The organism is Brumimicrobium sp. (assembly GCF_048268645.1).
Taxonomy (GTDB): domain Bacteria; phylum Bacteroidota; class Bacteroidia; order Flavobacteriales_D; family Crocinitomicaceae; genus Brumimicrobium; species Brumimicrobium ulvae.
Window position 1 is genome coordinate 142,643 of record NZ_JBLWVE010000004.1, and the last position, 23,203, is coordinate 165,845.

The 23,203-nt window shown below is 35.3% G+C and carries 26 protein-coding genes; all 26 read right to left on the bottom strand.

What is annotated here, in order from left to right:
• Positions 1-35: 35 nt before the first annotated feature.
• A complete protein-coding gene (locus ACN0U3_RS05545) occupies positions 36-656 on the bottom strand; it encodes a hypothetical protein (protein ID WP_417265456.1) in 621 nt (206 codons plus the stop codon).
• Positions 622-1,245: a LolA family protein gene (locus ACN0U3_RS05550; protein WP_299205653.1), complete on the bottom strand. Its 624-nt coding sequence runs from the start codon at positions 1,243-1,245 to the stop codon at positions 622-624. Before ACN0U3_RS05550 ends, ACN0U3_RS05545 begins: the two co-directional genes overlap by 35 nt.
• Positions 1,242-2,006: a polysaccharide deacetylase family protein gene (locus tag ACN0U3_RS05555; RefSeq protein WP_417265457.1), complete on the bottom strand. Its 765-nt coding sequence runs from the start codon at positions 2,004-2,006 to the stop codon at positions 1,242-1,244. Before ACN0U3_RS05555 ends, ACN0U3_RS05550 begins: the two co-directional genes overlap by 4 nt.
• Positions 1,999-3,066, bottom strand: coding sequence for a beta-ketoacyl synthase chain length factor (locus ACN0U3_RS05560; RefSeq protein WP_417265458.1), 1,068 nt, complete (start codon positions 3,064-3,066; stop codon positions 1,999-2,001). Before ACN0U3_RS05560 ends, ACN0U3_RS05555 begins: the two co-directional genes overlap by 8 nt.
• A 20-nt stretch (positions 3,067-3,086) precedes the next feature.
• The gene (locus tag ACN0U3_RS05565) at positions 3,087-4,280 is read right to left on the bottom strand and encodes a beta-ketoacyl-[acyl-carrier-protein] synthase family protein (RefSeq protein ID WP_299205656.1); all 1,194 of its coding nucleotides are present in this window, start codon (positions 4,278-4,280) and stop codon (positions 3,087-3,089) included.
• Between the two features lie 5 nt (positions 4,281-4,285).
• Complete coding sequence (locus ACN0U3_RS05570) at positions 4,286-4,543, bottom strand: phosphopantetheine-binding protein (protein WP_417265459.1); 258 nt, start codon at positions 4,541-4,543, stop codon at positions 4,286-4,288.
• A 5-nt stretch (positions 4,544-4,548) separates the two neighbouring features.
• Complete coding sequence (locus ACN0U3_RS05575; protein ID WP_417265460.1) at positions 4,549-5,154, bottom strand: 3-oxoacyl-ACP synthase; 606 nt, start codon at positions 5,152-5,154, stop codon at positions 4,549-4,551.
• Positions 5,144-6,313, bottom strand: coding sequence for a beta-ketoacyl synthase N-terminal-like domain-containing protein (locus tag ACN0U3_RS05580; protein ID WP_417265461.1), 1,170 nt, complete (start codon positions 6,311-6,313; stop codon positions 5,144-5,146). The genes ACN0U3_RS05575 and ACN0U3_RS05580 overlap by 11 nt, the downstream gene beginning before the upstream one ends.
• Positions 6,313-6,759: an acyl-CoA thioesterase gene (locus tag ACN0U3_RS05585; RefSeq protein ID WP_417265462.1), complete on the bottom strand. Its 447-nt coding sequence runs from the start codon at positions 6,757-6,759 to the stop codon at positions 6,313-6,315. Before ACN0U3_RS05585 ends, ACN0U3_RS05580 begins: the two co-directional genes overlap by 1 nt.
• Positions 6,734-8,011 (bottom strand): ABC transporter permease, encoded by a 1,278-nt coding sequence (locus ACN0U3_RS05590; RefSeq protein WP_299205661.1) that lies wholly within the window; start codon positions 8,009-8,011, stop codon positions 6,734-6,736. Before ACN0U3_RS05590 ends, ACN0U3_RS05585 begins: the two co-directional genes overlap by 26 nt.
• Complete coding sequence (locus ACN0U3_RS05595) at positions 8,004-8,756, bottom strand: ABC transporter ATP-binding protein (RefSeq protein ID WP_417265463.1); 753 nt, start codon at positions 8,754-8,756, stop codon at positions 8,004-8,006. The genes ACN0U3_RS05590 and ACN0U3_RS05595 overlap by 8 nt, the downstream gene beginning before the upstream one ends.
• Before the next feature lie 4 nt (positions 8,757-8,760).
• The gene (locus ACN0U3_RS05600) at positions 8,761-9,759 is read right to left on the bottom strand and encodes a BtrH N-terminal domain-containing protein (RefSeq protein ID WP_417265464.1); all 999 of its coding nucleotides are present in this window, start codon (positions 9,757-9,759) and stop codon (positions 8,761-8,763) included.
• Complete coding sequence (locus ACN0U3_RS05605) at positions 9,752-10,153, bottom strand: hypothetical protein (RefSeq protein ID WP_299205664.1); 402 nt, start codon at positions 10,151-10,153, stop codon at positions 9,752-9,754. The genes ACN0U3_RS05600 and ACN0U3_RS05605 overlap by 8 nt, the downstream gene beginning before the upstream one ends.
• A 70-nt stretch (positions 10,154-10,223) precedes the next feature.
• Entirely contained in the window at positions 10,224-10,673 is a 450-nt protein-coding gene (locus ACN0U3_RS05610) for an ABC transporter permease (protein WP_299205665.1), read from the bottom strand.
• A 44-nt stretch (positions 10,674-10,717) separates the two neighbouring features.
• Positions 10,718-11,158, bottom strand: coding sequence for a hypothetical protein (locus ACN0U3_RS05615; protein WP_417265465.1), 441 nt, complete (start codon positions 11,156-11,158; stop codon positions 10,718-10,720).
• A gap of 13 nt (positions 11,159-11,171) precedes the next feature.
• Positions 11,172-12,311 (bottom strand): beta-ketoacyl-ACP synthase III, encoded by a 1,140-nt coding sequence (locus ACN0U3_RS05620; protein ID WP_417265466.1) that lies wholly within the window; start codon positions 12,309-12,311, stop codon positions 11,172-11,174.
• Positions 12,312-12,324: 13 nt separating this feature from the next.
• Positions 12,325-13,233, bottom strand: a complete 909-nt coding sequence (locus ACN0U3_RS05625) for a flavodoxin family protein (RefSeq protein ID WP_417265467.1) — start codon at positions 13,231-13,233, stop codon at positions 12,325-12,327.
• 93 nt (positions 13,234-13,326) lie between these two features.
• A complete protein-coding gene (locus tag ACN0U3_RS05630; protein WP_417265468.1) occupies positions 13,327-13,872 on the bottom strand; it encodes a hypothetical protein in 546 nt (181 codons plus the stop codon).
• A gap of 94 nt (positions 13,873-13,966) precedes the next feature.
• Positions 13,967-15,427 (bottom strand): VWD domain-containing protein, encoded by a 1,461-nt coding sequence (locus tag ACN0U3_RS05635; RefSeq protein WP_417265469.1) that lies wholly within the window; start codon positions 15,425-15,427, stop codon positions 13,967-13,969.
• Between the two features lie 103 nt (positions 15,428-15,530).
• Positions 15,531-17,147, bottom strand: a complete 1,617-nt coding sequence (gene pckA / locus ACN0U3_RS05640; protein ID WP_417265470.1) for a phosphoenolpyruvate carboxykinase (ATP) — start codon at positions 17,145-17,147, stop codon at positions 15,531-15,533.
• Positions 17,148-17,262: 115 nt separating this feature from the next.
• Positions 17,263-17,661, bottom strand: a complete 399-nt coding sequence (locus tag ACN0U3_RS05645) for a DUF423 domain-containing protein (protein WP_417265471.1) — start codon at positions 17,659-17,661, stop codon at positions 17,263-17,265.
• Complete coding sequence (gene recN, locus ACN0U3_RS05650; protein WP_417265472.1) at positions 17,654-19,294, bottom strand: DNA repair protein RecN; 1,641 nt, start codon at positions 19,292-19,294, stop codon at positions 17,654-17,656. Before recN ends, ACN0U3_RS05645 begins: the two co-directional genes overlap by 8 nt.
• On the bottom strand, positions 19,294-20,196 hold the full coding sequence (locus ACN0U3_RS05655) for a DUF4835 family protein (protein WP_299205675.1): 903 nt from the start codon (positions 20,194-20,196) through the stop codon (positions 19,294-19,296). Before ACN0U3_RS05655 ends, recN begins: the two co-directional genes overlap by 1 nt.
• Entirely contained in the window at positions 20,193-21,398 is a 1,206-nt protein-coding gene (gene coaBC / locus ACN0U3_RS05660; RefSeq protein WP_299205727.1) for a bifunctional phosphopantothenoylcysteine decarboxylase/phosphopantothenate--cysteine ligase CoaBC, read from the bottom strand. The genes ACN0U3_RS05655 and coaBC overlap by 4 nt, the downstream gene beginning before the upstream one ends.
• A gap of 4 nt (positions 21,399-21,402) precedes the next feature.
• A complete protein-coding gene (locus ACN0U3_RS05665; protein ID WP_299205677.1) occupies positions 21,403-21,720 on the bottom strand; it encodes a DNA-directed RNA polymerase subunit omega in 318 nt (105 codons plus the stop codon).
• A 15-nt stretch (positions 21,721-21,735) separates the two neighbouring features.
• Positions 21,736-22,728 carry an outer membrane protein assembly factor BamD gene (locus ACN0U3_RS05670; RefSeq protein ID WP_299205679.1) on the bottom strand — a complete coding sequence of 331 codons (993 nt, stop codon included), beginning with the start codon at positions 22,726-22,728 and terminating at the stop codon, positions 21,736-21,738.
• Positions 22,729-23,203 lie beyond the last annotated feature (475 nt).

Below are 23,203 nucleotides of genomic sequence, written 5' to 3' on the forward strand. Positions count from 1 at the left end.
TCAAATATAATAATATATTCTAAGTATCGAGTTACTTATTTACGCATTCTCAATTTGATTTTTACCGGCAGCTCTAATGATTTAAAATGTATTGAGTCGGCGTGCTTCCCTTCTCCATAGAAATCAATTTTAACTTTTTCTCTCCAAACAGAAACTTGTTGCAAGGAAATCAGTTGTGCATTATTGTTGTTTCTCAAGATAATTCTTTTTCCTTGGAGTTTTGATACTATATTGCTGCCGTTTTCAGAACTATAAGTTTGCTTTATTTCATAATTAGAATGAACTAAAAGTTGAAAATACTTTTTGAGTTTAGCCACAATTAATTTCTTATTAAGATCCTCCATAATGTAGATCACATTAACCTCATTGTTGATCATCTCAAAATCTAAGAGCGTGTTCCCAAATTCAGATAAAAGGGCTAATCTTTTTCTCTTATCATCTAGTTTTTTCACCACTAAAATTCCGCTCAGTTCATTATTAAAAACGTCGATTTTTGCGTTGTAGAGGTATTCCTTTCCAGCCGTGTTGAAATACGGAACTACAGTTCGTTCTTTTGACGATTCAATTTTCGTTCCCTCTACTTTATAGTGTTTACAAGCAGTAGTAAATAAAATAAAAACACTAGTGATTAAAAATACTCGGATCAATTTGAACATTCAATTCTTTATTTATAAAAGTAATCAGTGTAAAATCTCCAGAAGGTTCGATTAACTTCACTTTAGAAACTGTGGCGTCTTGTTGCGGAAAATACAAGTTAACTTCACTGATGTATTTCTTTAGGGTTTTATTGTTAGGAATTAATTTAACCAAAATATTTTTACCACTTTTATAATAGCTAATGTTAAATTCCTTGTCGTCAAAAAGTTTTCCACTTACACTTCCCGAAATTAAGTGATTGATTTTTTTAAACATGTCCTGCTCACCACTAACGGTGCTCTTCTTTCCATTGTCATTTATAAGAATAGAATTGTTTTTAAAAATAACGCTATACACATTGGGAGAAGTATATTCCCATTTTAAAGATCCGTCTGATCTCAAGTACATTTTTCCTTTCGATTGGATGTCATTCGACAAAAAAGCCATATGCTTACTTTGTTCAAAATCTGTACGAATTGACTTCAGAGATTTGGTCTCCTGTTCAACCCTTTGTTTAAATGCACTTAACTCTTGTGCGGTTAACTTTGTTTCTTGAGCCAATAGACTGAAGGTAAACAAAGTACAAAACAATACAATATATTTCATCATGATTCTAATTTAATTAAATCTTCAACAGTAATGCTGCGGTAATTAATTTCGTTGAGATAAAGCAATAAACGCTCCAAAACGCGAATCGATTTATCTGAAGTATCATGGAGTAAAATAATACTTCCTGGTTTTAATTGTCTTTTAATTCTTAAGAATATTTTCTCTTCATCTTCGATTACAGTGTCTAAAGACCTGATATTCCACCCAATAACCTTGTGTTTTGTCTTTCGAATTGCACGCATAATATTGGGATTCGTTACCCCAAAAGGAGGACGAAAATACTTAGGAAAAGCACCTGTGAAAGATTTTATTATTTGGTCGGTTTGCGATAATTCTTCAATAACACCTTTTGTACTTTTAAACCCCATTTGTTTTGAATGGGAGTAGGTATGATTACCTATCAAATGATGCTCTGAAATAATGCGTTGTGTTAATTCAGGATTGTTTTCTATTCTACTTCCTACACAAAAGAAAGTTGCCTTATGATGCTCTTTTTTAAGTAAATCTAATACTTTTTCGGTGTATTCTGTTGGACCATCATCAAAAGTAATCGCCACAAAATTGTCTTGCGTTTTAACCTTTGAAATCGCTTTTAGATGATAGTTAGAACGAATAAAAAAAGAACCATATACAACCAAGAGAAACCATAAAACAAAAAAACTAATGTAATAAAGTAAAGACCAACCATTTACAATATATCCATAAACATAAAGAAGTGTAAAAGCACCAAAAACAGTATATCCTATTTGATGTTTAGACATTTTTCAAGAGCGTTAAACTATGGTCTTTCCCTCTGTATTGGTTGTAAATAAGTACTGTTTTAATTGAGACAGAGCCTTTTTCGTTGTTCTTGTATAAAACACTTGGGGCTTTGCCTTCTTTGAGTACATTAGAAGCAATCCAAACAGCAATAGAAGGAGCCGTCATGAATTCCCCAAACAAATGTTTGTAATAGAGTAAATCTGAATTGGACTTAAACAATCGTTCCGCTTCATCATAATAGGTGTCAAAATTAACGTCTCCATTATTTCCCAATACAACCGCATCAACATCACTAATATTCATATTGTTGCGTTGAAGGAAATTATTAATGAACCCTTCGAGTTGCTCTTTTTTTAATTTATTCACAAGATGTGCATCTAGCACTTCTGCATAAGTTTGGTCTTGTTTTTCATTGCTTAATACAAAGAAAGTAGAACCTTCCCCTCCAACACAACCTTCAGAGCGACTTTCAAGAATGTGATATGATTCTTCATTGTCCTTTTTAATGTGTCCAATGGTCTGATATAATTTAAAAGTATAATCTGCTATTTCATCAATACCTCCAATAAGAATATTGTTTTTTCCTTCATCTTTTATTTGCATTAATCCATCCAACAAAGCGGAAGGAAAAGAACCGCCTGTATTGACATAAGTAAAGTTGTAAGCATTACATTTTAACTTTAATGCAATCTGCCCACTTACCGTATTATGAGTAGATTGAATAAAAGAAGTAGGGGTCAAATACTCCTCATTGAAGTCAATCATTTTTTCGAGGAACTTTTCAGAATCTTGAATACAGCCCATACCGGTTCCAGTAATTATTCCATCCAATTCATTAACCTGTGCTTGTTCAATAGCCAATGCCGAAGCAACGATACTGTTTTTCACTCCAGAGCTCATTCTTCTAATTGCAGCAGGCGGAATAAAGGCTTTGTAATTTGGCTTTACTGCATAGATTATATTGGTATCAGAATATACAATAGGATGTTCTAAAAAGTCTCCCTCAAATGTATTTTGCACAGAAATACATCCCATCCCATTTATATAGCATCTTTCCATGAATCTAATTCGTTAATCGTTTATTTTACAAAAATAAGGCTTGAACAATTACCACCAAATCCAAATGAATTGGAGAGTACAGCGCTGATTTCTTTTTCTTTTAATTCCTGTTGCGGAGTCAAATCAAATTCTTCCATCTTATTCTGAAAATTAAGACTCGGGAAAATCAAGTTTTCTCTCAACGCAAAAATACTGTACACCGCTTCAACAGATGCTGCAGCAGCTAATGTATGTCCTGTAAAAGGTTTTGTTGAACTAAAATCAGGGACTTTTTGGTCAAAGAGTTTAATCATTGCTCTTCCTTCAGACAAGTCATTATTGGGTGTTGCAGTACCGTGAACGTTGACATAGTCAATTGCTTCAGGTTTCATTCCTGCAACTTCGAAAGCACTTTTCATGGCTAAATATGCGCCATCCCCTTGTTCAGAAGAAGCCGTTTGATGAAATGCATCATTTGCATTCGCATAGCCTTTCAAATAAGCCAAAGGTTTTTTGTTCCTCTTTTGGTATGACGCTTCAGACTCCAACACCAAGTATGCTGCTCCTTCTCCCAAATTTAGTCCTTTTCGTTGGTCATCAAAAGGTTGGTTATAGGTATCCGAAAGGATCATTAAAGTGTTAAATCCATTGATGGTAAACTTACACAGTCCGTCCATTCCACCAACAATTACTTGATCTAAGCGACCACTTTGAATCATTTTGGCTCCAAGCATTATGGCATTAGCAGCAGAAGAACAAGCCGTACTAATGGTGGTTACAAATCCTTGAATACCGAGATGTTCAGCAATTAAATCAGTGTTACTACCAGCATCGTGAACTTCAATATAATGTTGTAGTTCTTCTTGATCCAAAAAATCTCTATAATACTTTTCTATCATGTCCATTCCTCCAACAGTTGTTGAATTAATGAATCCTATAGAGGTATTTCCATCAGTTGAAATTCCAGCGCTCTGAACAGCTTCTTTTGCTGCTATGGCACCCAACATCGAGGAACGAGAAAAATTATTCTTTGATGGAAGGTTGAGTAAACTTTCAAGTTCTTGGTTTGATTTTTTTATTTCACCCACCAAGATTTTATCCTTCAAAGTCGTTTCGATGTGTGCTATTTTGGAAATTCCGTGCTTATTGTCCTTCAAAGACAAAAAGTTTTCCTCTGCGTTCATTCCGATTGCAGAAACGATCCCCATTCCAGTTATAGCCACCTTCTCTTTCATTGCCTTTATTTCGTTCTGTGTTCAGTAATGTACTGAGCCATCGTTTCAATTGATTGGAAAATCTTCTTACCGTCTTTTGAGTCGGTGAGTTTAATTCCGTAATCTTTATCTAAAATAATAATCAATTCCAAAGCATCAATTGAATCAAGACCTAAGCCTTCTTCAAAAAGCATGTCTGTATCATTAATATCTTCAGCTGACATATCTTCAAGGTTCAAAGCTTCGATAATTTTTTCTTTGAGTTCTGTCTTTAATTCTTCCATTTTCTCTATTCTATGAGGTTTAATAAATTTTCCTTTGTGAATGCCAAGCCTGCTTCTGGTTTAACAAGAAACATAAAGGCATTGTATACATTTTCTTTCACTTCAATCCAACCGCAAAGCACTGAACTTGATTTGCGTAGTTTGGTCATACTGTTAGCATAATCAATCAGGAACTCAGGATTGAAGCCTTCAAAGATAAAAAAAGAATTCTCACTTCTCAATTTATATTTGATGCTTATTTCCCCAAGTGCAATATTTGGTAAAGTATAGACAAAGTTTGCTGGACTGGCATAACTCTCCTCCCCTTGTGAAATCGAGTCTTGATGTTTAACATCTACATCATAACACGATGATTTATTAGACAGGAGAAGTCCCATATCAGGATCTATATCTTGGTCTATTCCATCTAAAAGAATGCTACTTGCAGTGATTGCCAGTTTGCAAAGCGGGTCCATTTTATAAAACTTTGGGTAATTCAATTCAAAGTTTTTATATATTCCTTTGATAAAGTCTAAAAATTGATCTCCATCCTGACCAGAATAAAGTTTTTTACCATCAAGGAAAACTTCATTGTTTTTAATATTGCAGTAATGAATAATATTATTTTCCATCGGACTTGCATTTTTTAAAGAGTACTGCAGTATTGCTGCCACCAAAACCAGAAGCGGTTTTTAACACGGTATTGATTTCCTTCTTTTGAATTTCATTATTGATGTTTAAAGGTAAAGTCAAACCATGATCTTTATAACCCAAAGAAGGAGGAATTAGGTTTTTATCTGCAAAATTTAATGAAATCACTGTTTCCAATAAACCTGCAGCACCAAGAGTATGTCCATAAATTGCTTTTAGACTAAAAACAGGAATGGTTTCTATAGCTACACGATTAAAAGCTTGTGCTTCCATTTCATCATTAAAGTTGGTCGCTGTTCCGTGTGAAGAAATACAATCTATTTCAGGACTTTTAACCTTTGCTTCTTGCATTGCATTGCGGATACTTTGAAATAAACCCTCTCCTGTTCTTGATGGACCTGAAATGTGATTCGCATCGTTGATGGAGCTGTCACCTATTACTTCGTAATAAGATTCAGAAGAAATGAGGTCCCTATTTTGTGTTACAAAAATTGAGGCAGCAGCTTCCCCCAAGGTAATTCCATCTCTTGCTTTGTCATAGGGTTTACAGGGCTGACTACTAATCGCCTGAAAGGATTGGAATCCTGAGAAAACAAATTTTGAAAAGAGATCTCCACCAACAACAATCATATGATTGTAAATCCCCGTTTGAATCAGTCTTTTCGCGACTGAAATGGCCATAATACCAGAAACACAGGCATTAGAAAGCACAATAGGTTCTGAAGGAATACCTATTGCTTTGCTGATTTTTTTGGCCAAATAGTGCAAAAAGTAGGCTTCCTTATTGTCTTGGGTTAATGCCTCAATATTCCCTTTTGTACTCGAGAAGATAATTCCGCATTTATCGTCTAAATGATCGGAATAAGTTTTTACGATATCATCCAATGCGAGGAGCATCATTTTCTCTAAAGTTGAGAAATCTCCACTATACTCAAGTTTTGAGTAGGCTTTTTCAAGCCAATCTTTATTTATCACAGCACCGTAGAAGGGCTCTTTTTGAAGATGTTCATCTTTTACTTGTTCAATTGCTGTACGTCCATCCAGAATTCCCTGAACATTATCCAGAAGATTCAATCCCATAGGCGTAACACAATTTCCATTGGCTACATAAACAGGTATATTATTTTGAGGTAAATTCACTATTTAAAATTAACTTTCTTTTTCCATTCATCATAAAACGCTGGGGCGTACAATGCCAATTCGCCATTCAGGTCAACAAATGCTTGTGTAGTTTCACCTTCACACACCAAGACCTCTTCTTGATTAAAAATTTCATACTTATGGATGATTTTCGCAGTTGGGTTATTTAAAATTGCTGTTTTTATGGTATAAATATCTCCGTATTTCAATGGGAATTTGTAATCACACACCACATTCACAATCGGTGTAGTAAAGTTATTTTTGTAAATATCCAAATAACTCAAGCCATGTGTTCTTCCAAAAGCTTCTCTTCCCTCTTCAAAGTAAGCGATATAGTTTCCGTGCCAAACAATCCCCAAAGGATCGGCTTCATTAAACTTAACTCTTGAAGAAAAAGTAGTTGTTAGATGCTCTATTATTTTATAATTGGTTGATCTTTTTTTCATACGCTACTGCAATAGTAATGTTTATTATAAAGAAAGTCAACAATAACAATAAGTTAGGCGCCAATGAAATTAATCCAGCGCTTCTCAACAACACATCATAGAAACCTTCCAAGGCCCAATTCATGGGAGATACCTTCGCAATCATCTGCATTGTTTCAGGCATTGCAAAAACAGGAAACCACAAGCCTCCAATGGCCGCTAAAATCACCACAGACGTTGCTCCAAAAGGAGCTGCTTGCTCATGTGTCTTAGCAAAAGTTCCGATCAAAACACCAAAACCTATTGCTGCTAATCCAGAGAACAACGCTACAACGGTCAACCCTATTAACTTCCCTTCAACATCTAATGCCGGTAGTCCGATGATTGGAAAAAGGAAGACACTAACCATCAACATTAAATAGAATTGGATCATACAGACCAAAAGATAAACGATAATTTTACTCAACATTAAATGAAATGAAGAAACGGGAAGGGTTTTTAGCCGAACATAAGTTCCTTGATTTTTTTCTTTCACAATATTAATGGACAAAGGAATTACAATAAAGAAAATAGCAAATAATGTCCATGCAGGTAAATTATGTTGAACTGCTGTTGGGGCAATATCAATTTCATTTACAGATACAGAATATTCTTTAAAAACAACCAGTTTTTGTTCGGTTAAAAAGCTTAAATCAGCATCCAATTCACGCTCAAAAGTTTCATAAATCGCTTTGGACTCCAACTCGGAAATCATGCTTTCTATAGCTCCTTTAATATTCGACTTTATAGAACTGCTAATCGCAGGATCGAAATGGATTTGAACTTCTTTAGTTAAAGTATTACTTTCAGTATCTCCTTCTACCTCCATGTCTGGCACAACAGTGCTCATCAATCTATTAACATGGATATCTGTTTGATTTTGAATAAAATCAGAAAATTCAGGAGGAATAATAATCAGTACTTTTTGTGTTCCTTTAGCGATTAAACCACGTCCGCTGTTTTCTGTAATGGCTTCTCCATCAATTTCGGAGATGATTTTAATATTGTTGTTGGTCTCTAAATTCTCAATTACTTTTTTTGATAAATCTCCTTCATCGAGGTTGACCAATAAAACCGGCAATTGTATGCGCGCACTATTATTTTCCACACTATTTTGAATGAAAGTAATGGTAATAATAAGCACAACAGGCATTAAAAAAATGATCGCAAAGCCAAGCAAGTCTCTTCGTAAAAGTCGAAGTTCTTTTAGTACAGCATGAAATATTTTATACATATTCTTTGGCTTTTTTACCCGTATTTTCAAGGAATATTTCTTCTAAAGACTTCACCCTTCCTTCGCTGATGAGCACCTCTTGTGTCGGTCCTTCGATTTGGATTACGCCATGATCGATAATGGCCACACGACTACAGAAAGTCTGCGCTTCATGTAATAGATGTGAGCTATAAATAATGGTTGTTCCTACACCATTCAATTGATTCAAGTATTCAATAATTACCCGCTTCGATTGGACATCTACTCCTACCGTAGGTTCATCTAAAAAAATCACTTGTGGTCTATGTAAAACTCCAGCAAGCAGGTTAATCCTTCTTTTCATTCCACCTGAAAAAGTATCCATTCTTTTATTGGCAAATTTAGATAACCCCATTTGTTCGATCCCTTCTTCAACCCTTTGCTTTAAAACTGGATTTCGCACACCATACATACTCCCGAAGAACATCAAATTTTCTTTCGCAGTTAATTTAGGATACAAAGCATATTCTTGAGGAACTACGCCAATCAACTTTCTAATTCCTTCAATATTTTTAGAGGTTTCTAAACCTTCAATAATAACTTTTCCCTCATTTGGTTTAATCAATCCTGTGAGAATGGAAATAAGAGATGTTTTTCCCGCGCCATTAGGACCCAGTAGTCCCAAAACCTCTCCTTTTTGAATAGTTAAGTTTAAATTATCTATGGCCTTAAAGTCAGTACCACTATATTTTAAGGACAAATTTTTTATTTCTACACTATTCGTCATTCTATTAGATTGATTTTTTTAGGTCTTTAAAAAACTGCTTTTCCTTTGCTGCAATTTTAAGCATCATTTCCGATAGGATTTCGTAGGCATTTGTGTCATTATCTCTGTGCTTACAAATCCTAGATGCTTTCAATGCGAAGTCTCTCCAGTCGTCACCAATGACCGTCATTTGTTGAGAAAAGTCTAAGAATTCCGGTTTATTTAGCAGTTCCCCAGATTGCTGTAAAAAGGCAGCATAAATAAATCTAAAACCACCACCACCAGTTCCAATTTCCTCTTGCATTCTTATAATTTGCGCCAAGTAGTGATTGGTTTTCTTCACACCTACTTTTTTAGCCCACCCAGGAATCTTTTTAGCGACAAACTTAATTCCATTGGCACCGACAAAAGGAACAGGAGCCAGCATTTCTGAGGTGGTTTTTTTAATGCCTCCAATTATTGCTTTGGGGAGGTCAATTTCTGTTGGAATTTCAACTGGATAATACATATGTCCTTTCGGTGCGAATACTCCTTTTGCAAATCTGACTTTGGCCAGTTCTTCTCTCGTCAAAACAGATGTTGTTTCCATCACCGGATCACTGATTAAGTAATTGTTCCCTTCTTTTCCATAAACCACCAAGTTGTGTGCATTAAAATGGAAACGATATTCATCAGGAAAATAAGGCAAGTGATAAACTCCAACTTGTAATCCCGTTGCTATTCCTTGATCAATATTTCTATCCAATGCGTCAAAAGACTTATCAATGGTAGAAAAACGTTCTCTTTTGATTTTAATATTCAATCGTTTTGAGGCCCTTGAAAAAATAAATCCAGGCATCGGACGATAACTAATTGCTGGAGCTTGGTTTACTTTCAAAAAAGGAATACAGATGTAAAACAAGCCAGAGCCAATACCGAAAAGCATAGGTTCATTAATATCAATACCGTTGAACTTTAAAATATTGGAAGCGACACCATTTTCACAATGCGCAGATTGATGGTGGATAAAATCAATTTTATTCATTAAAGTTTTTTATGGTATTTACGTCCACCTCAAATATTTCAGCGTACTTATTCAATGTTGAATTTTTTAATCTTTTAAACACCTTAGGCTTAAAATGTCTTTTCACAATCCACCTCGGTTTTCCTACATACCCAGCCAATACACTCAAATCCATTCGATTAAGCAGCATAAAGTAATAGATCGGACTTTTGATTCCCTTAATTGCATCTTGTTTAGCCTCTTCGATTTGTTGATTCAAGTTTTCCATGGTCACATCCAAAGCAATATTTTTCGCCTCCCACCCAGTGCTTAATCCAGTAGCGTACTTACCACTTTCATCAACAGCATAACAAAGCTCTTTCATGTTTTTTTCCTCTAGCCTACCGGAATCTTGTGGAATTTCATCTTTTTTCATTGCTCAAATCTATGAGGTTTAAATGCAAATATAGAGTGTTTTTATTAATTTATAATGAGCCAAAAGGATTCTATTCCTGATCGGGATGAATAATCAGGTTAAAATAACACGCTGCAATTCTTTCGGAGTTCAAATAAGTAAAACATTTCATTTCACAACTGTACATCTCTCCAACTTGATGCATTGAGATCAGCTCTCCTTTGGTATTAAGCTGTGAATTTACAGGCGGTAATTTCATAATATCGACACGTTTAATTTTTGAAATATATCCCATTACACGGTAATTCTCGTTGGATTCATTGGCTTCAAAGTGAGGGCCACATACAATCCCTGAAGACGTTTGTGCGGCATTTTCAATAATTCCGATTTCGTTTAATACACCATTTTCAATAAAAATATTGGATTCATTTATGTCAAATGTGGTTTCGATAAAATCGCCTTTAAGTTTAATGATGTCATCTACCATTAACATAGGTTCCCTATGTGGTAAGAAGGCTCGAATACTCATCGGTAACTCCATATCTTTCTAGTAATTGTTAGCAATATTAGTGTAAAATATTCAATTTAGGCTTGAGCAGGTTGATCAGACAAAAAGGTTTTCATTTGGGCAGTCATTAACACTTCTCCATCACAAATCACACGACCTTCTATTAGGGTAACTCCCATAAATTCAGTAATCACCTTAATTTCAGTAGTGATAAAATCATTGAGTTTTGAAAACCCAAAAACCTTAATGTTTTTAATCGCACCAATGTATCCAACCGGAGCTTTTATGTTTTTTAAAGAATAACCATAACTGATATGTAGTGCAACCGACTGCGCTATATTTTCTACCATTCCAGATTCATTAAACTTTCCATCTTCCACAAAGATATTAGTCGCTTCTATAGCCAATCCAGTGGTAATAGCGGCTTCCTCAAATTTTACCAAATGACTCACCATAGTAAATGGTGATTTCTGCGGCAGCAGTTCTCTAATTTGATTTTCAGGTATTAATGATTCCATTTTAAATTTTATTTTACACTACCGTTAGTAATGCATATGCATAATTAAATCTTCCGCTTTCTGGAACAGACAAAAGTATTGTTTCTCCAGGCTTTAACTTATGATTGTTAAATAAATCTTCTAACATAAGGTAAATTGATCCAGCCCCAACATTTCCAACTTTATCTAAGTTAATAAAAAGTTTATCATCTGCTATATTTACGCCCCCCTCACGAAGGCCTTCCATCAATTTATCTTTGAAAAAGAAAGAAGAAATATGAGGTAAAAAATAATCTACCTTTTCTGCCTTGAAGTTATTTCTTTTCAATACTTCTCTTAAACTTTCTACACCTTTTGCGATGATATTCTCATCCAACAATTTAATGTCTTGCTTGATTGAAAACATAGACTTCTCAGCCCATTCTTTTGAAGAATAATTAGTCCAAGAAATGACCTCGCCTGCTTGGTTTTTCTCTGCTCCTGCGTACATACAAGTCTCTAATTCACTTGCGAAAGACATTGCATCCATCCATTCAATCCTCAAGTTGATTTCGTTTTTTGAATTTGGTTGGTCTTGCAATAAGAAAGCCCCTGCTCCATCTGAGAGCATCCACCTTAAAAACTCCTTTTCAAAAGCCAATACAGGTGTCTCTTCTAAATTTCTTGCCGTATCCAGTTCATAGGAAAACTTGTCTTGCAACATCCACGGAGAAATTCTTTCACTACCTGCTGCAACGGCATTCTTCTTCATTCCTGAGCAGATAGACATATAGGCATATTTCAATGCATTCATTCCTGAGGTACAAATTCCAGCAGAGGAGTTAATTTCAACATGTTGACTTCCTTTCATTTGTCCATGAACCATGGCAGCGTGAGATGGCAACAGTTGATCAGGAGAAGAGGTCCCAACGGACAGCAACTCGATGTCTTCAATTTTAAAACCTTCATCCAATAAACCTTCAACAGCTTTATAGGTTAATTCAGCATTAGAATGGGTAATGTTCCCTTCCTTATCTAAAGCGTAATAACGGGTTTCAATTCCATTGTTTCTGAGCACAATCCTTTTGACCCTTTCAGAGCCATTTACAAATCCGATAAAATCTCCCATTGTATCAGAATCCACCGGGTCGTTAGGTAAAAACTTAGCGGCTTTGGTTATATATACATTTCCCATAAAAATCTCTGTTCTAATTCACACCACTATAAAACGCCTTTTTACGTTTGATTTGATTTAATCTTAGCGGATAGGTTAATAAAAATATCAAATATACAATTGGTGAAATCACCCAAATTGCAGTCAACAAATAGGCTTTAAAAAACTTGAGTTTCAATTTACGATTTTTATCGTTTTTCAAAATAAAGCGTGACCATATACTGAACATTTTGTTGGCTTTTTCATCCATAAAAATGATAAATGGTTTAATATCTACTCCTCCTGCTTCGGCAATTTCATTCTGTAAGTTACTAAAATCGTTTGTTTTACTCGCATTTTTCACCAATTCTCCAAAACCAGAAGCTTGGTCAATGTCTTTTTGTGCTACACCAGGCTTAGGGAATATCCCGAACTTTCGGTCTTTTTTCCCGCCCATCATCCAATGGACAATTGTGATGACACTGATGTGGTTGAGGTGACGATCAACAAACGCAACATTACCCACCAACTCTCCACCAACATTTTGGATCAATTGTTTCATTTTGTGCTGTGCTTTAGCCCACATATTTCTACAACCAATGACGGAAACGACTTTTTTCCCCTTGATTATTTGATCAGCGTAAGTGCTTTTCAAAAATGAATTAATAGGAATTGCAGGCGTTAAAAACCAAATTTGGTAGGCTAAAATAATCAAGTCGTAATCTCCTTGTAGCACTTTTTCTGGAGGAGGTTTAATTGCAGTAGGAATTTGCTGAAAAGAATCTGGAAAAACACCAAAAAACGAGGCATTATCCCATGGAAAAGGGTAGTCTTGTATTGGTTGAATATTATAATAATCGACCTCATAACTCGCATCCTGTTCGAATGGTTCGACCATATTTTGTGCAATTTCTTTCAATTGACCGGTTTGGGAGTAGTATATGACCAGTATTCTTTTGTTCACTTTAGTTTTTTATGCAATGACCTTATTAGATGATGAACACAAAAATAAAATTTATTTGGACTTTTCTAAATTTATTTCTTCAATGTTCGAGATTTATGTCCACACCAATACAAAATCTTGGAAAGCGCGATAAAACACCATTTCAATTTGACCTTTATAAGCGAGCTGAATTGAATCTACAAAAATTGCCTTTATTGACACCTCCTTTTTCAAATCTGAAATATTGCCTTTTTGTTTTTTAAAAAAAGCTTCTTTTGCACTCCAAATTAAATGCAAATTCGTTTTATTTAAATCTAATTCTTCCTCTTCTGCATTAACAAAGTAGTCCTTTCCTTTAAGCAAGGTGTTTTTGAAGTATTGAATATCTACACCACAATTTTCATTGGAAAAATACAATGCATAGCCACCACGATAATGAGAAATTGAAAGATTAGAATAAGTAGCATTCAATAAGATTGGAGCTCCATTCACTTCATGTTTTAATAGTGCACCAGGAAAAAGTTGTTGAATTTTATCTTTAATGGCTTTTCGTTCAATTTTTTCTTTTGAAAGCCCTTTTTTGCGCCGTTCTAGGAACAGTTCATCGAACCATAGGTAAATCTCCCCATTAATAGTTTTTATTTGCGCCTGTTTATCCATGTTAGATTTTCAACTTTCTATAAAGCAAAGAAAACAATAAACCCTGAAAGCTAGACTGTCTTCAGGGTTTATTTAAAGTAAACTATACAATATTCTACCTTCCACCTCTTGGGCTAGGCGCTGTTCTTGGTGCAGAACCACTACGCGTAGATGGACGTGGAGATGTAGATGGTCGATGTTGTCTTGGTGGTGTTACTCGCACACCTGTTCCAATAAAAATCGACGGTCTAATTCTAATTTGAGGTTGGGTTTTATTATTGTTTCCATTCACCTCTTTCTTTTCGATTGCTGGTTCTTTATACTTTGTAGATCTTTTTGGCGCTTTATATTCATCATTGTAGGCTATTGGTTCTAATCCAAGGTGACCATAGTCATAAACCGCACCATATAAATCTTCTTCAGCAACTCCAGCTTCACGGGCTTTTCTTAAACCTTCTTCAACTTGGTCATCTTCAAGTTGTGCCAATGTTAGTAATTCAGTAGGATAACGAACACTATCTGGAATGTCAGTCATTCTGTTTGGGAATAAAGAAGTTGTAGAATCTAATTGGTGAACAGCACCAAATCTTCTAGTGATAAAAAACAACTCGCTTTCAAGTCTTGACAACACCTCAGGTGCTCTTCTATTGGCCCCAAACAAATCATCGTTAGAATTTGCAGTTCTTTGATAGTCGATTGCTTCACCAGTTTCAAGGTCATACGCCACCAAGTCATTTTTTTGTCTATCGTTGTTTCCTAATAATCCATAGTAATCATCTCTACAGCTTGGGACATTCACCTGAAGATCAAACAAAGTATTTTGTTTAAATTTTCTTTGTGAAATAATCATTTGTTCACCCGTTGGCCATTTAACAATGTGTCTTCCCTTTTTATAGTTAATAACTCCACCTTGAGCCAAAACCAAGTCAGATTGTTCATTTTGAATTTCTTCACCATTAATATGAATCATTCTTTCTCCTTCTTTTTTATCCGCAGAACGAAATTCAACAAGGTCACCGTTAATATTCATCATTACACCACCGTTTAATGCAATACTAGAACTGATTCGGTATTGTTGTGTCTGTACGTAGAAAGAATTATCTTCGGAAGCTGTCAATAGATAATCTCCTGCATTTTGAAAGTCATAGCTTTCCCCATCATAAGTAAGCATATGTGGATCTCCGTGTGATTTTCCATTGCTCATATCACATTTAGTTGATTGAACATAGGCTCTCCATTCTTCCCAGTAAAATTGATCACCACGTGATGTATTTCTTTCGTTTTCCAATTCAACAGCTGCGATTCTGTCTAAACGTCCAATGCGCTGTTCGTCCATCATTTGCAGTAACTCAAAACTAGTTTGATTCACTCCTTGTGGTCTTTCAGGTTGTTGTTGTTTCATTACGATAGCGGCTATACTTTCATAAAGGTATTCCCCCTTATTACTATCCCAAGCTTTCATAATTTCTTTGATATGGTCAGAATCTTGACGTTCATACGGCACAGGTTCAGACTGAATATTAGCCCATAAAGAAAAGGCCAATAGTTGTACGAGTAAAAGAGTAAAATATTTCATAGTCTTGAATTTAGTAATTTAATTGAATAAGAGCAAACTCTATACCAAAACAGCCAGACAATGATTCGTCTGGCTGTTTTATAAAATATATGATAAGCAAGTTTTACTTCACCATTACTTTTGGACCTGCGTTCATAATTTCTTCTGATGCATTACTTTCAAAAGTTTCGAAGTTTTTCACAAATGATTGCGCTAACTCGTTTGCTTTTTTATCGTAAGCTGCTTTATCTTCCCATGTATTTCTTGGGTTTAAGATTTCAGTAGGCACATCTGGACAAGATACAGGCATGCTTAAACCAAATACTTCATCCTTGATGTAATCAACATCATTTAATTGACCTGTTAAAGCAGCAGTAATTAGAGAACGTGTATATTTCAATTTGATACGTTCACCCACACCATGACCACCGCCAGACCATCCAGTGTTAATGAGCCAAACATTAACCTTGTTTTTTTCAATTTTACTTCCTAACATTTCAGCATACTTGGTTGGGTGCAATGGCAAGAAAGGCGCTCCGAAACAAGCTGAAAATACAGTTTGTGGTTCCGTTACACCTGCCTCTGTTCCTGCAACCTTTGCGGTATAACCAGAAATGAAGTGATACATTGCCTGACCAGAAGTCAGTTTTGAAATTGGAGGTAAAACTCCGAAAGCATCACACGTTAAGAAAAATATATTTTTCGGTGCAGTCCCTTTAGAAGGCACCATAATATTATCAATGTGATTTATTGGATAAGAAACACGAGTATTTTGTGTTATGTGATCGTCTTCATAATCTGGTGTAGAAGACTCTCCTTTAAATCCGATATTTTCTAGAAGCGCTCCAAACTTGATTGCACCATAAATTTGAGGTTCTTTTTCAGCAGACAAATCGATTGTCTTTGCATAACAACCACCTTCAAAGTTAAACACACTTCCATTGTCAGCCCATCCATGCTCATCATCTCCAATCAGACGACGGTTTGGATCAGAAGACAAAGTTGTTTTTCCAGTACCTGACAAACCAAAGAACACAGCAGTATCGCCATCTTCACCTACGTTTGCAGAACAGTGCATAGAAAGAACATTTTTCTCATGAGGAAGAACGAAGTTCAATACAGAAAAAATTCCTTTTTTAATTTCACCAGTATACCCCGTTCCACCGATAATAATCATCTTTTTAGTAAAGTTAATCACTGCAAAGTTTGATTGTCTTGTTCCATCGATTTCAGGGTCAGCCATGAAGTTAGGCGCACATACGATGTGCCATTCAGGAGTAAAGTTTTGGATTTCTTCGTCGGTTGGACGCAAGAACATGTTGTGTGCAAACATATTCCCCCAAGGTAGTTCGGTTACCACACGAATATTCATTCGGTATTCATCGTCAGCACAAGCGTACGAATCTTTCACATACATATCCTTTCCGGTTAAGTAGGCCTTCATTCTATTGTACAGTGCATCGAATTTTGCTGGTTCAAACTTTTTGTTGATGTTTCCCCACCAAACTGCGTTTTCAGTTTTGTCGTCACATACTATAAATCGATCTTCTGGTGATCTACCAGTAAACTCGCCAGTATTTACTGCAATTGCTCCAGAATCGGTCAAAACCCCCTCTCCCATCAAAATTGTATCTTCTACTAACTCAGCCGGACTCATGTTCCAAAAAACATTTCCTAGGTTACCTAAACCTATATCCTCTTTTAAATTGGTATTCGAACCTCTTTTACCAAATTCATTCATGATTTTTATTTTTTTTGCTTAGTGCTTTATCTTTTACAAATTTAACCGATATATATCGCAATTGATAAATATCTCGCTTTAATTATTCACATTTAATTATTTATAGCGTGAAATATTATGTTTTATAGGTAGCCAAGTGCTTAATTAACAATACTAACCACCCAAAAATCATCACAACACCACCTATTGGTGTTATTGGACCTAAAAATTTATTAATGTCTATACCTATGACAGGAAGTAAAACCAAACTAAAAATTGATCCTGAAAACAAAATAGTTCCCCAAACGATTGACCTAAAAGGGGCAATTAATTCAAAATCAAACTTCTCTGAAAGTGAAGCAATCACTAATAATCCTAATCCATTGTAAAACAAATAAGTATTCCCAACACTAAAACTATTGATTTTCTCTTCAGAAATTCCAATGGTTTCTAAATAATGAGCTCCCATCGCTCCGAGAACAATTCCCAGGAGGATAAAAATTAGACCAATCAATATAATTTTCTTATCACTCATTCATTAAGTTTTTAGCGTTTAACAATGCGGCATCATTTATAATACTTCCACTCATCAATTTGGCGATTTCCTCAATTCGCTCTTCATTATTTAGTGGTTTTAAATATGTTTTTGTAAATCCTTTATCATTTTCTTTCTTTACCAAAATATGATGAGTTCCTTTACTCGCAACTTGAGGCAAGTGTGTAATGGCCATCAATTGCATAGTGTCTCCCATTTTTTTCAAATGTTCTCCAATTTTTTGAGCCACTACACCAGATACTCCAGTGTCGATTTCATCAAATATTACTGTAGGTAATTGTTGTTTTTGAGAAAGTAGAAATTGTACAACCAACATTAGGCGTGATAATTCACCTCCAGATGCCGATTTTTCAATCACTTGAGGAGACATTCCTTTATTGGGAGCAAAATACAGCGTAATATCATCAATTCCATGTTCACTCAGTTCCATTGCTTGAAAGTCAAATTGAATTTTTGCGCCTTCTAACTTTAATTGATTCAATAATTCAGCAACTTGTTTTTCGATGGTTTTTGCAGATTTCTTTCTTTTGTCTGAAAGCTCACCTGCAATCACTTTGGCTTTCTTTTCAAGTTGTTCTAACTCAAATTTCTTTTCCGTAATCTTTTCATCAATCTGACTTGAATCATTGATTTCTTTTGATAAATGATCAAAAAGATCTTTCAATTCTTCTTGAGAAGAAAGGTTATGCTTGCGCAAGGCCGAATTAAATGCATCCAAATGGTTGATGTGACGGGTCAATTCTTCAGGCTCGAGTGTTAGGTCCGAAAGGTCATCTTCTGCAATTGCACCAATATCCTTCAATTCTATTTGAACAGAACGAATTCTTTCCAACAATTCTTGAATTTGTTCATCTTTTACGCTGGCTGTTTTCAACACAGTATTCAAAGAGTTTAATACACCATCATCGGCATTAATCACATGAGCAATTAATTGATACGCTGCCTTAATTTCTTCAAACTGCTCTCCACGTTCAACCTCTTTCTCTATATTTTCATAATCCAAGGTCTCCAATTGAAGTTTACTCAACTCTTCTAATTGAAAACTATTGAACTCATGCTCAAGGGCCAACTGAGATTTATTTTCTTCCAGTGATTTTATTTCTCTAGTTAATTCTTTAGCTTTTGAATATAAAGATTTTAAGTTAGCTAAAGCTTTTTCATTTCCTGCGATAACGTCAAGAATAGAGCGCTGAAAACTTTTGTTTTTTAATTCTAAAGTATGGTGTTGAGAATGAATATGAATTAAACGTTCAGACAATTCTTTCAATACAGCAAGCTGAACTGGAGTGTCATTAATAAACGCACGAGACTTCCCTTTCGAATTAATTTCTCTTCTAATGATGGTCTCATTTTCTAAATCGAGGTCGTGCGTTTTAAAAAAACGAGCGAAATGATCACCAGAGATCGTGAAAGCCGCTTCAACAATTGTTTTCTTTTCTTGGTCACGGATGACAGCGTAATCTGCACGTTCACCCAAAATCAATTTTAAGGCTCCAAGAAGAATTGACTTTCCAGAACCAGTTTCTCCTGTAATAACAGTAAAACCATTGTTTAGGTCAAGCTCTGCGTTTTCGATTAACGCAAAATTATTAACAGATAAACGATTAAGCATTATTGTAAGATTTCTTGGTACTTAGATGCATTTGTCGGATCTAATCTTTTAAGCATATTTACAACATCCACCTGTTGCTTACGGTCTGCATCTTTATAGATTCCAGACAACTCTTGTCTTTTGGCATTTAAAAAATTAAGAACAGTCACTGAACCAGGGCGAGAACTATTCACAGCCAATAGTTTTTGCAAAGCAGACTGAATTTCTGTTCTCGCGAGGTTTTGATCACTATACATATTATCAAGCCCTTTTCTATGGTAGTCATAAAAACACTCCCTCAAAGGGTTGAACAGTTCTTGCATTGTATTTTCAATCAACCAATATCTATTTCTTCTTCCTCGTTCATCAGCACGCCATCCAGGAATCATACTGCTTTGCGCTAGTAAAACGATATCTTGTGCTTTTTTCAGGTAGGGATCACCTCCTTTCATAGCGAAAGAATCACCATCTAAACCAATGATATAGTAGGCGTAAAATGCCATAACTGAAGATAAGTTATCGGTAAATTGATTGTCTGAATACACAATTTTAGCTCCTCTTCTAAATGTAAATTGAACATCTTCGTCAAGGAAATTTAGTAAAGTTGTATTGTAAGTCGTATTGTAAACTGGACGTGTTGCCTGCACCTGAACCGATGCTTTGAAAGAACCATTTCCTAAAACCTCTGTAATAGATATTTGAAACACACAATTAATTCTCTCTTCGACTGCAAATTCATCTTTGGTCCACGAAGTATTGTTCATGATTTCAAACACAGCTTGTTCTAATTCACTTAGGATTTCCTTCTCCGTGGTTGAAATATCTAATGCAGGATTAGACTGGACGTTGACTTGACAATTCAGCTCTTGAGCGGAAAGGTAGGTCGTAAATAATAGGGTAACGATGAAGAGAATACTTTTCATTTCTTTAATGTCAATAGATAATCTAATATGTTGTTGGCAACTACTTTCTTTGAAGATAACTCAAATTTAGTGGTTTTATTGTTGAAGTCCAACAGTGTTATTTTATTTGTATCATGTCCAAAGCCTGCGCCTTCATCTTCTAGTGTGTTAATTACAATCAAATCAAGGTTTTTCTTTTTCAATTTACCGGCACCGTGTTTTATTGCGTCATTGGTTTCCAAAGCAAATCCTACCAGCCATTGGTGGTCAGCTTTTGTCTTCCCAATTGTTTGCAAAACATCAGGATTTTTAACCATTTCAATATGCATTTCATCATCCGATTTTTTAATCTTTTGATCGGCAATTTCTTTAGGTCTATAATCTGAAACTGCTGCTGCAAATATTCCCCCTGAACAATCAGGAAAATGCTTTTGCGCTGCTGCTAGCATTTCTTCGGCAGTTCGTATATCTATTCTCGTTAAATTTTGGTGATTAAGTTCACATTGGGTTGGGCCAGTAATTAGGACAACTTCTGCTCCTCTTTCCAAGCAATTTTCTGCCAATGCGAAGCCCATTTTTCCACTCGAATGATTCCCAATAAATCGAACAGGATCTATGGCTTCATAAGTAGGTCCGGCAGTAATCAACACTCTTTGTCCTTTCATAGAAAGTTCATTGACAAAAAAGCGTTCAATTTCCTCAGCAATTGTTTCGGGTTCGGCCATACGTCCTTTTCCAATTAATCCACTAGCTAAGAAGCCATCTTCAGCGGGAATAACCTTGATTCCATGTTTTTCAATTGCTTTTAGATTTTCATGGGTTGTGAAATGGTCGTACATATCCAAATCCATTGCAGGAGCAACCATAACAGGACACTTTGCAGAAAGATAGGTAGCGGTCAATAAATTATCACAAAACCCATTCGCTATTTTAGCCAAAGTATTAGCCGTCAATGGAGCGATAAGCATCAAGTCTCCCCAAGCTCCTAATTCAACGTGATTTGTCCAAGCACCATTTTCTTTATTCCAAAAGTTAATGTAGGCTGGATTTTGGGACAAAGTAGAGACGGTCAGCGGCGTAATAAAATCAGAAGAGGCAGGAGTTAAAATACATTTAACTTCTGCCCCTTTACTTTTCAAAATTCTTATAAGGAAAGCAATTTTATATGCTGCAATTCCACCAGTAATACCGATAACAATGCGTTTTCCTTTTAACATCACCAGTCTACTACTCTTCGATTTGACGAAGGTAAATTTGGTCTCTTTCGTATTCATCTATTGCCATAGCAGTTGGCTTAGGCAAACGCTCATAAAAACGTGAAATTTCTATTTGCTCTCTATTTTCAAAAATCTCTTCAAGATTATCTGTAGTAGATGCAAATTCTTGTAACTTTTGTGTTAATTCTTCTTTCAAATCAACATTAATTTGATTCGCTCTTTTTGAAAGAATAACAATAGATTCGTAAATATTTCCTGTTCCTTTTTCTAAATCAACAGTATCACGTGTAATTGTTGTGCGCTCTGCTCTACTATTTTTAAAGCTCATATTTATATATTATTATTAACTATTGGTTAATTCCTTTTCTGCTTTTCTGTGAAAAACCCTTGCTTTCTCAAGCAAAGTCGAATTTGGATACTTTTTGGCAAAGTTATCAAATCTTTTGATTGTTTCCTCGAGATAATAAACTTTTTTCTGTTCTGAAGATGAGTTTGATAAAGCATATGCTTCTGCGATATCGTTATATTCATATTGTTCCGCAACAAAAATCAGCTCATTGGCTAGGTTATCATTATACCTTCTTGTTCTATTGGCGTAACTTTCGTCTTCAAAAAGATAACTGTATTTAGCGTATAATTCCATTGCGTTTTCGATACGCTCTTTCTTTTTACTCAACACACTTTTCATGGCCAAGCTGTAAGCATTCTGAAACTGAATCAAAGCTGCTTCTTCTAAAAACACAGAACGTGGATATTCATCTAAAAAAGACTTCGACGAAGCTACAGCCGCTCTATTTTGCTCCATTTTATCATACAATTGAACCGCTTCGAATCTTTTCTTTTCCAACTTATAACGTAACCTGTCCATTGTTCTGTTACAGGAATCGATTAACTCACTTTGAGGATAACGCTGTACAAACATCTGTAAATCATTCAATGCCAATTCTGTTTCCTCTTGATCTAGAGATGCATTTGGACTATTTTTCACAGAACAGATGGCCGTCATGAACAATGCTTCTTCTGCATTTTCACTTGTTGGATAGCGTATTGCAAACTGATTAAAATAATATCCCGCCATGTAATAGTCTTTTTCTGCGAAATAAGATTTGGCTATTCTGTAATACGATACTTGTCCTTTATCAGTATTCGGAAAACGTTGGTAAATCTGTTCATACAAAGTCAAGGCTTTTGTATAACTCCCATTGTCATAAAAGCGATTGGCCTGTAAGAACTTCTCTTCGTAATCATCCCCTTTCACCACCTTCTGGAAATCGCTACATGAAGTGATCATTAGCAGCAGAAAGGATATGGATAGTATTTGTGTAATAATTTTCATCCGTGCAAAAGTATAATTTTTATGGCTTGAAAGCAATTTTTAAAGAAGATTAACGAAATTATTGAGGAATATTGTGAAAAAGCCAATTTTTGAATGTTTTTACGGTACTTATTCAACCACAAAACATTCTCCTTATAAGTGATCGATTTCAAGACAAATACTTTACAATAGAAAGTTAGCTATTCAAAAACTGGAGCTCTATAAACTAAAAGCACCATATGTTCGAATGAGAAATATATTAATGATAATCAAAATAGTTGACCAATAGATGTTGAGATTTTTAGAAGCCAACCGAGACACACAAGAATTCATGGATTTAACGCTATTCGGGGTTAATAAAGACGGTCATTTACACTTTTGTATTTTTCTGAACTTCTGATCCTTCACCATTTCATTTCGGAAAAGCGCAGTACCGAGAAATCACCTCATACGCTATCAAAATAAAAACACTCATTTTAAAGCGCTTGAACTATCC